The organism is Maribacter luteus, from assembly GCF_009674825.1.
GTDB classification, from domain to species: domain Bacteria; phylum Bacteroidota; class Bacteroidia; order Flavobacteriales; family Flavobacteriaceae; genus Maribacter_A; species Maribacter_A luteus.
This window is the reverse complement of the sequence record NZ_WKJH01000008.1, coordinates 1-13,942: the sequence shown is the minus strand read 5'-3', so window position 1 is coordinate 13,942 and position 13,942 is coordinate 1. Positions and strand designations below refer to the sequence as shown.

15 protein-coding genes are annotated in these 13,942 nt (G+C 40.3%); 9 read left to right on the top strand and 6 right to left on the bottom strand.

Features of this window, described 5'->3' with window-relative positions:
* Positions 1-44 precede the first annotated feature (44 nt).
* Genes GJ691_RS10485 through GJ691_RS10470 form a run of 4 tightly spaced genes read right to left on the bottom strand, consistent with a single transcriptional unit; the run spans position 45 to position 3,755 of the window.
* Positions 45-383 (bottom strand): DUF2853 family protein, encoded by a 339-nt coding sequence (locus GJ691_RS10485; RefSeq protein WP_154366635.1) that lies wholly within the window; start codon positions 381-383, stop codon positions 45-47.
* A 14-nt stretch (positions 384-397) separates the two neighbouring features.
* The gene (menD, locus tag GJ691_RS10480; RefSeq protein ID WP_154366633.1) at positions 398-2,170 is read right to left on the bottom strand and encodes a 2-succinyl-5-enolpyruvyl-6-hydroxy-3-cyclohexene-1-carboxylic-acid synthase; all 1,773 of its coding nucleotides are present in this window, start codon (positions 2,168-2,170) and stop codon (positions 398-400) included.
* A 54-nt stretch (positions 2,171-2,224) separates the two neighbouring features.
* Positions 2,225-3,331, bottom strand: a complete 1,107-nt coding sequence (locus GJ691_RS10475; protein ID WP_154366631.1) for a chorismate-binding protein — start codon at positions 3,329-3,331, stop codon at positions 2,225-2,227.
* 1 nt (position 3,332) lies between these two features.
* Complete coding sequence (locus GJ691_RS10470) at positions 3,333-3,755, bottom strand: PaaI family thioesterase (protein ID WP_154366629.1); 423 nt, start codon at positions 3,753-3,755, stop codon at positions 3,333-3,335.
* Between the two features lie 66 nt (positions 3,756-3,821).
* Between GJ691_RS10470 and GJ691_RS10465 the strand changes: the two genes are divergently transcribed.
* The 4 genes from GJ691_RS10465 to GJ691_RS10450 are packed head-to-tail and all read left to right on the top strand — an operon-like array spanning position 3,822 to position 6,014.
* Positions 3,822-4,466 (top strand): alpha/beta hydrolase, encoded by a 645-nt coding sequence (locus tag GJ691_RS10465; protein ID WP_154366627.1) that lies wholly within the window; start codon positions 3,822-3,824, stop codon positions 4,464-4,466.
* A gap of 1 nt (position 4,467) precedes the next feature.
* Positions 4,468-5,034 (top strand): GNAT family N-acetyltransferase, encoded by a 567-nt coding sequence (locus GJ691_RS10460; RefSeq protein ID WP_154366625.1) that lies wholly within the window; start codon positions 4,468-4,470, stop codon positions 5,032-5,034.
* A gap of 12 nt (positions 5,035-5,046) precedes the next feature.
* The gene (locus GJ691_RS10455) at positions 5,047-5,607 is read left to right on the top strand and encodes a GNAT family N-acetyltransferase (RefSeq protein ID WP_154366624.1); all 561 of its coding nucleotides are present in this window, start codon (positions 5,047-5,049) and stop codon (positions 5,605-5,607) included.
* Positions 5,608-5,621: 14 nt separating this feature from the next.
* Positions 5,622-6,014: a VOC family protein gene (locus GJ691_RS10450; protein WP_154366622.1), complete on the top strand. Its 393-nt coding sequence runs from the start codon at positions 5,622-5,624 to the stop codon at positions 6,012-6,014.
* Here the strand turns inward: GJ691_RS10450 and GJ691_RS10445 are convergent, their stop codons facing one another.
* A complete protein-coding gene (locus GJ691_RS10445; protein ID WP_154366620.1) occupies positions 6,015-6,962 on the bottom strand; it encodes a hypothetical protein in 948 nt (315 codons plus the stop codon).
* A 159-nt stretch (positions 6,963-7,121) separates the two neighbouring features.
* On the opposite strand from GJ691_RS10445, the gene GJ691_RS10440 reads away from it, so the two are divergent.
* Positions 7,122-8,024, top strand: coding sequence for a metallophosphoesterase (locus GJ691_RS10440; RefSeq protein WP_154366617.1), 903 nt, complete (start codon positions 7,122-7,124; stop codon positions 8,022-8,024).
* A gap of 114 nt (positions 8,025-8,138) precedes the next feature.
* Here GJ691_RS10440 and dnaK read toward each other — a convergent pair whose 3' ends face one another.
* A complete protein-coding gene (gene dnaK, locus GJ691_RS10435; protein ID WP_154366615.1) occupies positions 8,139-10,049 on the bottom strand; it encodes a molecular chaperone DnaK in 1,911 nt (636 codons plus the stop codon).
* A 434-nt stretch (positions 10,050-10,483) separates the two neighbouring features.
* On the opposite strand from dnaK, the gene GJ691_RS10430 reads away from it, so the two are divergent.
* The 4 genes from GJ691_RS10430 (at position 10,484) to GJ691_RS10415 (ending at position 13,826) form a co-directional block, all read left to right on the top strand.
* Positions 10,484-11,908, top strand: coding sequence for an L-serine ammonia-lyase (locus tag GJ691_RS10430; protein ID WP_179955103.1), 1,425 nt, complete (start codon positions 10,484-10,486; stop codon positions 11,906-11,908).
* 219 nt (positions 11,909-12,127) lie between these two features.
* A complete protein-coding gene (locus tag GJ691_RS10425) occupies positions 12,128-12,850 on the top strand; it encodes a Cthe_2314 family HEPN domain-containing protein (protein ID WP_154366613.1) in 723 nt (240 codons plus the stop codon).
* Positions 12,851-13,003: 153 nt separating this feature from the next.
* Positions 13,004-13,480, top strand: coding sequence for a hypothetical protein (locus GJ691_RS10420; protein WP_154366611.1), 477 nt, complete (start codon positions 13,004-13,006; stop codon positions 13,478-13,480).
* Between the two features lie 7 nt (positions 13,481-13,487).
* Complete coding sequence (locus GJ691_RS10415; RefSeq protein ID WP_154366609.1) at positions 13,488-13,826, top strand: cyclic-phosphate processing receiver domain-containing protein; 339 nt, start codon at positions 13,488-13,490, stop codon at positions 13,824-13,826.
* Positions 13,827-13,942: the final 116 nt, after the last annotated feature.

The window sequence follows — 13,942 nt, the reverse complement described above, 5'->3', positions numbered from 1 at the left end:
CCCTTAAAAAGAGCGGTTTCATTTATCTTTAATCGTATTGCCTACTAGTAAACAGATTGTTTTTTGAAATGCTTACAAAGCATATAGTAAACCACAGCTCTATGCTTGTTTCTATTGGATGAACCATATTTGTCCATAACGGTTTTGATACCTTCCATTAGTTCCGGGCTATCGCTCATCCCTAATTTTTTCATCAAATAGTTTTTCTTAACGGTTTCCAATTCCTTTTCATCGGAACCTGAAACTTTAGAAGCATCGATATTGTAAATAGATGGGCCCAAACCAATAGTTACTTTGGTCAAAAGGTCCATGTCTGCAGCTTCACCGAATTTATCTTTAATGTCTTCGGCATACTTCTTGATCAAATCGTCTCTTTTACTCATAATAGTTAGTGTTCTTATAGAATATGATTAATAATACCCGAAGATATAAAATCAAAGTATTCCATCAAAATTTTATTGTTCAATGTTCTAGGGGTCTTAATCTCCAAAAGCTTGGGTATTGTTGAAGATTCGAAGAAATCATCCAGTTGATCGTTCAAGGCGACTTCATCTTTCACCGAGCAATAATCCAGACCGTACATTTTACATAAATGTGCCGCATCCAAACCATGTGTGGTTTCAAAATAGGTGGCGTAGGTTTCAGTTTCTTCCTTTCCGGGAAGGATCCTGAAAATCCCCCCTCCCTCATTATTTATTACGATAATCCTAAAATCAGGCCTTAAGTACTTGTTCCATAATCCATTACTATCATAGAAAAAACTCAGGTCCCCGGTAATCAACACGGTTTGTTTACCATTGGCCATTGCTGCCCCCACTGCCGTGGATACACTCCCATCTATACCACTAGTGCCTCGGTTGCAAAAAACCTCAAGGGAAGGTTTTAAATCAAATAATTGGGCATACCTTATGGTAGAACTGTTCGCCATTTGCAATTGCACCCCTTCGGGCATTTTCCCGAAAATGTTTTTGAAAACCAGAAAATCAGAAAATGGGATATTCTTTATATACGACTCCCTTTTAGCCTCATAAACCACTTTGAACCGATCCCAAAACTCAAAATACTCACTATCGACATGAACTGATTTGGGCATGAATCGATTAAAAAAACCGTTGGCATGCTCTTTAAAATGGTGGTTTAGGGCGAAAAAAGTATCATTTGCCCTTAATGGATCTATATGCCAATGCTGCGTAGGTTTATATTTTCTTAAAAATGCCTTGATTTTTTTAGATACGACCAAGCCGCCGAAAGTAAGTAGGATATCTGGTTGTAGCGCTTTGAACATTTCTTCGGAATGTCCCGATTTTTCAATAGGGGCGATAATACTATCGATACTTGGAAAGAAATTGGGGTGGTGCAGGTTCGAAGTAGTTTCGGTCAAAACAATGACAGAAGGATCGGTTCCCAAACTATCCAAGAACTTTTCTTCTATGGAATTCGGATAATTGACCCCTACCAAGACCATTTTACGCTTGGCCGAATTCCATTGCTTTGAAAATTCCTCTAGATTCTCAAGTATTGCATCTTTTTCATGGCTAACCTCACAATTCGGATATACATTGGGCTTGGTCACCTTATCATACAAGGGCTCTTCCAATGGCACGTTGATATGCACGGGCAATCGGCGATCAATAGCCAGGTTCATGGCCTTGTTCAAAACCTCATCGTTATACACCTGTATGCCCACTTGAAGCTTTTCAACCTCACCATCCATAGTTTCAGGTGCATATTTCCTTACTTTCCCGGTAGCATGGGAGACATCTTGTTTCAAATTGGCCGAATACCCGATATGGCGATCAAAAACATGATCTTGACGAATGGTTTGTCCGTCCCCCACATCGATCTTATAAAAAGGACGGTCTGCAGATATGACCACCAAGGGCACTGTACTATAAAAAGCTTCCGCAACTGCAGGGTAATAATTAAGTAAAGCACTCCCAGAGGTACATAGGACAGCTACGGGCCTTTGCCATTGTTGGGCCATACCCAATGCAAAGAAAGCGGCACTGCGCTCATCAACAATGCTATAACAATCAAAATAGGGATCTTCAGTAAATCCTATGGTCAAAGGGGCGTTTCTGGATCCAGGGGATATAACAATATCCTTTATGCCTTTGGCCTTACAATGCATGACCACAGTTTGGGCCACAGGTATGCTCGAATAGTTCATTAAAACAAAAATACAACCTCCGTTGTTCTTAACCCAATGTTCAATTAAATACTGTTAATCGATAATTACTTGTAAAATTGTATTGCTTTTGGCGACCGTTTCTTGCCATTCTTTCAGAGGGTCGGAATCTTTGGTGATTCCGCCACCAACAAAAACGGTGGCCTTTGCGTCGGTAAATTTCATACAGCGCAGGTTCACGAACAGTTCTGTAGCCGTCTTTATCGTTTTGTACGACTTGTTCTCCTGGTTACGTTGACTTCTTACCCTTGAAACTTCCTGCTTAAAATTCAATTCACCCAAAAACCCTGTATAATATTCCCGATCATACTGTTCAAATTCCCCAATGAAGTTTTTTGCAGGTAATAAAGGCATGCCACATACGGCCGGGGTAGGATGAAGCGCCCTAATGATGCTCGAAAGGTTATTTTGGAACACGGCAGTTATTTTGGTACGTAAATGCCATAGGTTACCAGCTTTGGACGATTCTACTTCCGATTGCCTTATTCCCGTAACCTTATCCTGTAGGGCCTTGTTTATGTATTCGGTGACCATTCGCTGTTCTTCCAATTCTTTTTGCCCCCAAACCGGCTGTTCCCCCTCAATAAAAGCCTTTGTACCGGCCAATGACATGGTCGTTAAACTGTTATTGGAGGTTCGTAGCAATATCTCTGGGGTGGCCCCCAACCACATACCAACTTTAGGATGGTACCATAAATAGCAAAATGCCCTATCGTAGGTGTTCAATAATCGTTGAAAAATAGCTAAAGGCGAATTGGCACAAGCTACCTCCTGTTTTCTGGATAGCACGACCTTATCAAACGTACCCTTTCCTATTTCCAGGATACCTTGCCTTACTATCTGTACGTGATGTGCTTTTTCCTCCCCTGCCTCCTTTTGCTCATTAACACTTAATCCCTTCGGCAGTTTTTCTTTTACAAAATCGGCCTTCAATTGCTCGTGCAAAGGCAATAATATAGTTGGACTTTCAACATTGAAAGGCGCAAAAACAAATCCTTTTTCACTAAAATCCCGCACATGGTGCAGCTCGGCATCCTTTTGCAAAATGGCATGTACCTCCTGTGCATTCGGTTTTCGGTAGATTACAAAAGGTAATTCTAGGGATAACTGCCCCTCTACCCTATTCAAAACATCTTTCAACATTCTATTCTTTGGGTAATGCGATCGTTGTCAATTTACAGATAGATATCAACTGATCATCGGCATCGGTAATCTTTATATCCCACAATTGCGTGGTTCTACCCTTATGTAAAATCGTGGCTTTGGCGAAAACATCACCGGATTTTACACTTTTGACATGGTTGGCCGAAATTTCAATACCACGTACAAAGAATTTCTGGGCATCCAGGAAAATGTAGGAAGCCATACTACCCACACTTTCAGCCAAGGCGACCATGGCCCCACCATGCAACACACCATCGGGTTGGTGCACCTTGGGGGTTACCGGCATTTTACCCACTAAAAAATTTTCCCCTATTTCAACATACTCAATTTCCAATGTTTGCATTAAAGTGTTCTTCGAAGACTCGTTGCAAACCTTTAGGATCTTATCTTTGTATTCGTTCATCTAAAGATTTTTTGTAAAATTAAGCATAACTTAGGCAACAACATCTCGCTGAATAATCATATTTACATGAAGCAGGTTGAAAAACTGGTGACATTCCAAACAACGAATTCATATACAACGCTAAATTCGCTCTCGGACAAAACGAAGAATGTTTGGCTCGTTTTTCATGGTATAGGATATCTAAGCAGATATTTCCTTAAATATTTCAAAGACCTGCCATGCGATGAAAATTACATCATTGCCCCACAAGCCCCTTCAAAATATTATCTGAACAATGAATATCGCCATGTAGGTGCCAGCTGGTTGACCAAAGAAAATACAGCCTTGGAAACCAAAAACGTACTGAATTATTTAGATGCGGTTTTCGATAGTGAAAATCTTCCACCTTCCTGTAATTTGATAGTTTTCGGATATTCCCAAGGTGTTTCCATTGCCACACGTTGGGTAAAACACAGCAAATTAAAGTGCCATCAATTGGTTTTATATGCCGGAGGAATTCCCAATGAACTGCGCCCGGGCGATTTTGATTTCCTGATCGAAAACAACACCAAAGTCACGGCCTTGGTAGGCGACCAAGATGAATACATCAACGCCGAACGACTACAAAAGGAAAAGGAGCGAATAAAATCACTTTTCAGCGGGAAGGCAAAATTCAAGATTTTCGAAGGCAAACATGAAGTGAAAAAAGAACTACTAAATCAATTTCTTTAATATGGAACAGTTTCCTACCCTTAGGACAGAACGTTTGGTGCTTGACCAAGTCAAAACTTCCGACATTCCAAATATACTTACTTATGCGGGTAATATTAAAATCGCCGAAAACACCCGAAGTATTCCTCATCCTTACCTTGAAGAAAATGCCATCGCATGGCTCCAAATGACCAATTCCGGTTTTAAGGAAAAAGACAATTATATGTTTGGCATACGATTAAAAGATTCTCCCGGATTGATCGGTGCGATCGGACTTGACATCAACAAGGAAAACAACCGAGCGGAATTAGGTTATTGGTTGGCTGAGGACTTTTGGAACCAAGGTATAACCACCGAAGCTGCAAAGGCCATACTTGCCTTCGGATTCGATAAACTGAAACTCAACAAAATCATTGCCGTTTATTTAACCACCAATGAAGCATCGGGCAGGGTAATGGTCAAAAACGGAATGGTCAAAGAAGGGGTATTCAAGGACCATGATATTAAAAGAGGTCATACTATTGAAGACAACACCTATGTTTCCCTGATTCAATATAGAATGACAAAAAGTGAATATAAATCCCTCTAACCCATGGACCCTATGCAAAACAACCTTTCCTTTACCCTGGAAAATGAAAGGGTACGACTTGAACCTTTGACCTTGGACAATTATAAGCACCTTATCCCCATTGCTTGCCAGAAAAAGTTGGTACAATATTCCCCCTCTGATATTGAAACTCCCGAGGCCTTGAAAAAATATGTGGAAACTGCCTTGCTGCAGAATAAGGAAAAGACAAGTATCCCTTTTATCGTGTTTGACAAGAAAAACCAACACTATGCCGGTTGTACCCGATTCATGAACATAGATTGGAAAAACAAGGTGCTTCATATCGGGTCTACTTGGATCGGCAGGGAATTCCATGGTACGGGACTCAACTCCCAAATGAAAGCCCTAATGCTCGGGTATGCCTTTGAGAAAATGGGATTCGAAAAAATCGAATTCCGGATAGACGAACGTAATATGCGCTCACGAAAGGCGGTTGAAAAAGTAGGCGGAATACTTGAAGGGGTGTTACGTAAAAATGTATACCTCTTAGACGGATTTAAGCGAAATACCTGCTGTTATGGTATTTTAAAGGAAGAATTTAACCAAGGATCATAAAAAGCAGTTGAACCATGAAACAGAAAATCGCCACTATTGCCTTGATCGTAAAAGATTATGATGAGGCTATCTCATTTTATACCCAAAAATTAGGTTTCAAGGTTCTGGAGGATACCACTTTAGGCCCGGATAAAAGATGGGTACTGATCACTCCTCCCAAATCTGATGGTGCCACCTTACTTTTGGCCAAGGCCACAACCCAAGAAGAAATACGGTGTATCGGCAACCAAGCCGGGGGCCGCGTATTCCTGTTTCTGCATACCGATGATTTTTGGAGAGACCATAAGCACATGAGCGAGAACGGGGTGGTCTTCAAGGAAGAACCAAGACAGGAAGCCTATGGCACGGTAGCGGTGTTCAAGGACCTTTATGGCAACCTATGGGACCTTATAGAACCTAAATCCTAGTTACTCTTCTTTCTTCTCGGTAACTTCGTCTTCGTAGTACTTTATTTTTCGGGTAGTATAAGAATTTTCGGGAGTAATGATCTCTTTGATCCAGTTACCTTCTTCCCCATTATCGAATTGGTAAATGTATTCTTTTACGGCTACCGACTTCCCTCTTTTGGTAATTGATTTCAAGAGCATTCCTTTTGAATCGTACTCATAGGTAATGACCTCTTTGGGGGCAAATTGATTTTTATTGGGATCGTTTACAAAATGGGTTTCCGATAGTAATTTCCCTTGTTCATCGAACACCTCTTCCAAAGCGCTTTGTGGTTCCCCTTCCAAAAACTTCTTGGTCAATATTACCCTTTGTTTTTGCTTGTTTTTACCTACTTTGACCGATTTGCGAATAGATTTGATAACAGATCCGTTCAATTCATGGATCTGGGTCTGCTCCCCACGGTATTCCGAATAATCAATCAATGTTTCGTCGTTACCATCATTATTGGTACGTATTATTTTTGTCAGAATGGTATCCGCATTATAGATATATTCATAACGGTCCAAAAACTCCTTATCGTAAGAGATTATCTTTTCAGTGACCCTACGTTCAGGAACCGTATCTACCTCATAGAAATTCGCGTAGGAGGTACTGCGCTCAAAAACATTGTTCCTATAATTCTCAAAACGCTTTTCCGCAAGCTCCCCTCCCTTGTATTTATAGTAGGTAACATCGTAATCACTTTCGTTATATCGGGTAACCGATTTCGTTAATTTTCCCTGTTTATCAAAATCATAAGCCTCCTTGCCATACTTGGTACTTACCAAGCACGATTTTACGGGACCTTTTAGGTCAAAATCGGAAATTGTGAAAATCCTGGGTTCTTGTCCTTGACCTATAGCGACAAAGCCAAAAAGGGCAACGATTATCCAAGAATGTAAAAAAGTAGACGCGTAATTTTTTACCATATACCAAATGTACTTTATAATACTGCAACAATAAAACAAATTCCGTACCATTAATATTGCCTTTTGCAGTGAAAATTCGTTGACCGTACATGTATTTTTAATCGAATAGACCTGTATCTTTAGCCCCATTGAAATTAATGTAACCCGTAAACCAACGATATGAAACTTTTTTATGCCCTTGTACCGCTACTTTTGATCATGGCGTGCAACACCAAAGAAAAGCCCGTTCCCGAATATCCCGATTTTGAAATCGGGGTCATTGCCGACTGCCAATACTGTTATTGTGAACCGACCGACGTACGTTTTTATAAGAAAGCACCGGCTCGTTTAAAGCAAGCGGTAACCGAACTGAATACCCATACCTTGGACTATACCATACATTTGGGGGATTTTATTGACAGGGATTTTAATAGTTTCGATACCCTTATCCCTATTTGGAGCGGATTAAAATCGGAAAGGTACCATGTTTTGGGCAACCATGATTTTAGTGTTGCCGACTCCCTTAAACCTTTGGTATTTGAAAAAATGGATCTTAAAGACCGGTATTACAGCATCGTTAAGAATAAATGGCGGTTCATTGTTTTGGATGGAAATGACCTGAGTGTACATGGTGCCCTTACGGAAACCAAAAAGCAACAGACCGACTCGCTCTTTCAACAACTATCAAGTAAAGAGCTGCCCAATTTGAAGCCTTGGAACGGCGGATTGGGAAAAGAACAATTACAATGGATCGAAGATGAGCTGAAACTCGCCACACAGAACAAGGAGCGTGTAGGTTTTTATTGCCATTTTCCCGTTCTCGGGGAAACCAATGACCTTAACCTCTGGAATTATGAACAATTACTCTCTATAATCGATAAATACGATTGTGTAAAGTTCTATTTCAATGGTCACCACCACGATGGCAGTTATGTACAAAAAGATGGCGTACACTACCTAAATTTCAAGGGAATGTTAGATACTCGGGACAGCACCTCCTTTGCAAGGGTCGCATTTCATAATGATTCCCTTATCGTAAAGGGGTATGGCCGTGAGCCAGATCGCGGCCTGCTTATTCGTTAAGTATATAAAATAAAAAACATCCTGACGGAAACGTCAGGATGTTTTTTTTGTATAAATGTTATGAAGATTACTTGACTTCTTCGAAGTCTACCCTTCGTCTGCGCTCAAGACAGGCTACTTGACTTCTTCGAAGTCTACGTCTTCAACATTATCGCCTTCACCCGCATCGGCAGTGCCGGCAGTATCCTCACCATTTGGTGCTGCTCCCGGTTGTTGCGCTTCGGCTTGGGCTTTGTACATTTCCTCAGAAGCTACTTTCCATGCTTCGTTGATTTTATCCAAAGCTGGGGTAATTACCGCAAGGTCTTTACTTTCATGTGCTTTCTTCAATTCTTCCAAAGCTTCTTCGATAGGCTTTTTCTTATCATCTGAAAGTTTGTCCCCGAACTCTGCCAATTGTTTTTCGGTCTGGAAGATCATTCCGTCGGCCTCATTCAATTTATCGGCAGTTTCCTTCGCTTTTTTATCGGTTTCAGCATTTGCTTCCGCTTCTGCTTTCATTTTTTTGATTTCCTCCTCGGTTAAACCTGAAGAAGCCTCGATACGGATATCTTGGGATTTTCCAGTAGCCTTATCGGTTGCGGAAACCTTGATGATACCGTTGGCATCTATATCGAAAGTAACCTCGATCTGTGGTGTTCCCCTTTGTGCAGGTGGAATACCGTCTAAATGGAAACGTCCTATCGTTTTGTTATCCGCTGCCATTGGTCTTTCCCCTTGCAACACATGGATCTCAACAGATGGCTGGTTGTCAGCTGCAGTAGAGAACACTTGTGATTTCTTGGTAGGGATCGTTGTATTCGCATCGATCAGTTTCGTCATTACGCTACCCATGGTCTCTATACCTAAGGAAAGAGGGGTAACATCCAACAACAATACATCTTTAACATCACCGGTCAATACACCACCTTGAATGGCGGCACCTACGGCAACAACCTCATCCGGGTTAACCCCTTTAGAAGGTTTTTTACCAAAGAATTTCTCAACTGCTTCCTGTACTGCTGGGATACGTGTTGATCCACCTACCAAAATGATCTCATCAATATCACTTTTTGAAAGTCCGGCTGCTTTTAAGGCCGACTCACAAGGATCGATTGTTCTTTTTACAAGATCAGCGATCAATTGCTCAAATTTTGATCTTGTCAACGTACGTACCAAGTGTTTTGGTCCTGTAGCCGTTGCTGTAACGTAAGGTAAGTTGATCTCTGTCTGTGCAGAAGAAGATAACTCGATTTTGGCTTTTTCGGCAGCTTCACGCAAACGTTGCAATGCCATGGCATCGTCACGAAGGTCCATACTCTCATCTTTCTTGAACTCTTCGGCCAACCAATCAATGATTTTTTGATCAACATCATCACCACCTAAGTGGGTATCTCCATCGGTAGACAATACCTCGAACACACCATCACCCAACTCCAAAATGGAAACATCATGGGTACCACCACCAAAGTCAAAAACGACTATTTTTTGGTCGGTATCCTTTTTATCCATTCCGTATGCCAAAGAAGCGGCGGTAGGTTCGTTAATGATTCGTTCCACTTTAAGTCCGGCAATCTCACCGGCCTCTTTGGTGGCCTGTCTTTGGGCATCGTTAAAGTATGCAGGTACGGTAATTACCGCCCTGGTCACATCTTGGCCCAAATAATCCTCAGCGGTTTTCTTCATTTTCTGAAGAATCATGGCTGAAAGTTCTTGTGGTGTATATAAACGACCGTCTATATCTACCCTTGGGGTATCGTTATCCCCTTTTACTACTTTATAAGGAACACGGTCTGCCTCTTTTTTAGATTCAGAGAACTTGTTGCCCATAAAACGTTTTATCGAGTAAACGGTTTTATGCGGGTTGGTAACTGCCTGTCTTTTTGCAGGGTCGCCCACTTTAATTTCACCACCTTCTACAAATGCGATTACTGATGGTGTAGTTCGTTTACCTTCGGCATTGGGGATTACAACGGGCTCGTTACCTTCCATTACTGAAACGCAGGAGTTGGTCGTACCCAAATCTATACCTATGATCTTGCTCATTATTTATGTTTTAAATATTAGTGCTTGTTTTTATTCGTCGGTAAGGGAATGACAAACAATATGCCAATTGCCGGTGAACTGACATGATGTCATTCAGAATATTGTCATATCCGGGTAAAACCTCCATCTAATGGGCACTTGAAGGTTTTCCTATTCCTTGACTTTCCTGTTTTATTTGGAAGGACAAACCGACTTCTTTTAATCGATTACGGTGTAAACCATTAATATTTCAGTATCTTTTAAATTGAACGCCCTACCAATATTTTTCCACATCGTCGTTTTATACCAAAAAAAAATAGCTTTTAGCCCGGCAATATTCGCTTTATGGAAAATACTGAAACGAAATTGAAATTTTAGTGCCCAAGAAATTTCGGATACAACATTTCATTCAACAATAATTTTATCTTTACAACGTGAAGCAAACGGAAACAAAGATAGAGTGTATCAGTATTTTTGATATGTTGAAAATAGGTATCGGTCCGTCTAGCTCCCATACCTTAGGACCCTGGCGTGCCGCTGAACGTTATATTGCCAGGCTCAAATACCAAGGACATTTTTCCCAAGTAATAAAAATACAGGTTCATATGTACGGTTCCCTATCCTTGACGGGAAAAGGCCATGCCACCGATTATGCCGTTATGCTCGGCCTTTCGGGCGCCGATCCCGAATATGTACCTATTGCCGACATACATGCTATTGTTCAACATATAAAGGACACTAAAACCTTGATCCTGAACAACGAAGTATCGCTTCCCTTTGATCCGGCCACCGATATTGTTTTCAATAGGGAATTCCTCCCTTTTCATGCCAATGGATTGAAATTCGTTGCTACCCTTGCCAACGGCGATAAGAAATCGAAAACCTATTATTCTATCGGAGGTGGTTTCGTGGTCGTAAAAGAGCGCAAGAATGCCAAGCGTAATATAGAGACCCTTAAAACCTTTCCCTTGCCCATTACCACGGGCAATGAACTATTGGCCTATTGCGAACAGGAAAATAAATGTATTTCTGAAATTGTACTGCTCAACGAACGATCCCTGCGCACGGATGCTGAAATAGACCGTGAACTGCATCGCATTTGGGATACCATGCTAGAATGCATGTATATCGGTTGCCATACCGAAGGCATACTCCCAGGCGGACTCCAAGTGCGGAGACGGGCCTTTGGCATGCACCAAAACCTAAAGGGCGGGTTGCCCTACTCCAATCCCGAGGAATGGCTACGGACGATTCGGCAGACCGAGGTCAAATTTCGACAAATCCTAAAGTGGGTAAGTTGCTTTGCCTTGGCGGTCAATGAGGTAAATGCCTCGTTGGGCCGTGTGGTCACTGCCCCAACCAATGGGAGTGCCGGTGTAATCCCCGCCGTACTCATGTATTACTTGGTCATTGAAAACCATGATGCAGGTTTCGGGGAGATAAAACGGTTTTTATCTGTAGCCGGTGAGATCGGGAGTATCTTTAAAAAAGGAGCAACGATTTCCGCGGCCATGGGAGGTTGCCAAGCAGAGATCGGCGTATCATCGGCCATGGCCGCAGGTGCCCTGACCGAACTTTTGGGCGGAAGCCCCGAACAGGTTTTAATGGCCGCCGAAATAGCCATGGAGCACCATTTGGGCCTTACCTGTGATCCTATTGGCGGTTTGGTACAAGTGCCGTGTATAGAGCGAAACTCAATGGGTGCCATAAAAGCCATTAATGCCGCTGAACTTGCATTGGATTCTGACCCCAAGGAAGCCAAGGTACCATTGGACAAGGTGGTACGTACCATGTGGGAAACCGCCAAGGATATGAACACCAAATACAAAGAAACCTCGGAAGGCGGACTCGCCGTTGGGGTATATTTGACTGATTGTTAAGACCTAATTTTTTTTATAATTACTTCGGCAACTATTGCGCATTTTGTATATCACAAAAATATATATCAACAACGCTTTACTTAATTGATATACAAAATGAATAACACCATAAAAATTGTTATCCCCTATAGTGACAGGTCTAAGTGAAAAATGTGTAAATTGGAGGTGCAAATTAAAACATGCACATATTTATGTGTTAGGCAACATATAAACCAATCAATGACCAATTTTGATAAATTATTAGAACAACCCTTTTTAAAGACTATTCTATTAGAAAATATGGAGTTTGAAAATAGAGATAGGAAAAATGACAAAAATTTTGATTTATTGAATTACTTGAATGATAGTTTTTTCTACACAATTCACTTAATGACTTTATATGACCAACTTCAAAACTCAATCGAATTCCTTTCTAATTACAGATATAACAAGAAAGATGAAATTGGTAGAGGAAAACATTTAGTTTATAATGTCGAAAATTATATCATTAGAATAACATCTGTTTCTGATAGGATGCTACAAATGATTAATGCAATTTTCAACTTGGGAATAAATGAAAAAGACGTAAAAGAGAGGTTAGTTCTAAACAACTCAAAAGTTTTAAAAACGAATATTCCTGAACATTTTAAAAATTTCAAAAAAATCCTAATCGATTTCACAGGAGACAGAAATGCTATTATTCATAGACATTCTTATATCAATGAGGAGTTATTTAGACTCGAAAAGTTTTATAACCCAACAATAGTGGAACATTATTTTATGAAAGCGAGTCCGGAAGAACAAGAAAAATTTAAATTCATAAGACAACAAACTTTAACGAATTTTATAAAAAAGACTAAATCTGATTTTAAAGAAGTGAATGAATTATGTTTTGAAAGGACAATTCCGATATTTAAGGTGTTGGAATCTGAATTTTCAAAACAGAAATCAATATTAAAATAAAATACGTTGCCTAACAATGTATAACCGCAATTACGGCGGATTCGACTGCGTCCGAATCCACTCGGAATTGCTAACGTCAGTGCTAAACCGAAAAACATTATCTTTAATCCCGTAACTGACGGTTATACGAAACCGTTAGGCACAATTAGAAAAATGAAAAACAGAAAGTATTTAGTTTACATAGTAACATTTGTCTCAATTTTATTTTTCCAATGTAAATCGCAGACGGAAAATAATTCAAACGAGAGTGAAGACACGCAAAATAATAAGGTTTACGTTAATCCGAATTATAGTGGAGAGACCATCGAACCTGAAACATATAATGCGACTGGGAAAGTATATAGCATTTTTATTTTCAATGAAACTGCGAATTCAATTAGTGCCAATGAAAAAGTAACAATTAAGCCAAACGAAAGTTATGTATTTAAAATACCTGACACGATGGGTATTGCGCTTGACAATGGAATTCAATTCTTCTTTGGAGAAACGGAAGGATTGGAAGTAATTGACAATAAAATTCAAGTAGCTGGATTAGGTGGAGAATGGCTCGACAAATTAAATGTACCAAAATCTGCGGATTGGGCATTTTCAGTATTAAAACCAGGAGAAGGAGACCCAATTCCAGAATAAAAATAAAATGAAAAAGCTGTTTTTAGACGACGTAAGAACTATCGAAATGATTTATGACAAATCAATGGAATCTGAATTTGATATTGTTCGCAGCTACTCTGCTTTTGTTGATTACATAAAAACTAATGGTCTTCCGAACTACATAAGTTTTGATAATGACCTTGGACTTGGAGAAGACGGAAAAGTTGCACCTGATGGATTGGCTGCTGCGAAATGGCTTGTCTATGAATCTGGAATTGATTTACGAAATTTGGAATTTAAAGTTCATTCAGCGAATCCTGTTGCAGCGGAGCAAATAAGAGGGCTTTTAAATAATTATATAAAACATTTAAAAACGTCTGAATAAAAACTGTGCCTAACAATGGCTCCTATGAAAAGCCCTAGTCCAGTTCTCTAAAGTTAATCAATATTTTCTTTTTTGCCTTAAACCACCTTTTTTTCTTTAATATAACTTGCTCCGCA

Excerpts from the sequence above, each read along its gene's own strand:
- GJ691_RS10485 (WP_154366635.1), bottom strand. The coding sequence starts at position 383 with ATGAGTAAAAGAGACGATTTGATCAAGAAGTATGCCGAAGACATTAAA.
- menD (WP_154366633.1), bottom strand. The coding sequence starts at position 2,170 with ATGAACTATTCGAGCATACCTGTGGCCCAAACTGTGGTCATGCATTGT.
- GJ691_RS10475 (WP_154366631.1), bottom strand. The coding sequence starts at position 3,331 with ATGTTGAAAGATGTTTTGAATAGGGTAGAGGGGCAGTTATCCCTAGAA.
- GJ691_RS10470 (WP_154366629.1), bottom strand. The coding sequence starts at position 3,755 with ATGAACGAATACAAAGATAAGATCCTAAAGGTTTGCAACGAGTCTTCG.
- GJ691_RS10465 (WP_154366627.1), top strand. The coding sequence starts at position 3,822 with ATGAAGCAGGTTGAAAAACTGGTGACATTCCAAACAACGAATTCATAT.
- GJ691_RS10460 (WP_154366625.1), top strand. The coding sequence starts at position 4,468 with ATGGAACAGTTTCCTACCCTTAGGACAGAACGTTTGGTGCTTGACCAA.
- GJ691_RS10455 (WP_154366624.1), top strand. The coding sequence starts at position 5,047 with ATGCAAAACAACCTTTCCTTTACCCTGGAAAATGAAAGGGTACGACTT.
- GJ691_RS10450 (WP_154366622.1), top strand. The coding sequence starts at position 5,622 with ATGAAACAGAAAATCGCCACTATTGCCTTGATCGTAAAAGATTATGAT.
- GJ691_RS10445 (WP_154366620.1), bottom strand. The coding sequence starts at position 6,962 with ATGGTAAAAAATTACGCGTCTACTTTTTTACATTCTTGGATAATCGTT.
- GJ691_RS10440 (WP_154366617.1), top strand. The coding sequence starts at position 7,122 with ATGAAACTTTTTTATGCCCTTGTACCGCTACTTTTGATCATGGCGTGC.
- dnaK (WP_154366615.1), bottom strand. The coding sequence starts at position 10,049 with ATGAGCAAGATCATAGGTATAGATTTGGGTACGACCAACTCCTGCGTT.
- GJ691_RS10425 (WP_154366613.1), top strand. The coding sequence starts at position 12,128 with ATGACCAATTTTGATAAATTATTAGAACAACCCTTTTTAAAGACTATT.
- GJ691_RS10420 (WP_154366611.1), top strand. The coding sequence starts at position 13,004 with ATGAAAAACAGAAAGTATTTAGTTTACATAGTAACATTTGTCTCAATT.
- GJ691_RS10415 (WP_154366609.1), top strand. The coding sequence starts at position 13,488 with ATGAAAAAGCTGTTTTTAGACGACGTAAGAACTATCGAAATGATTTAT.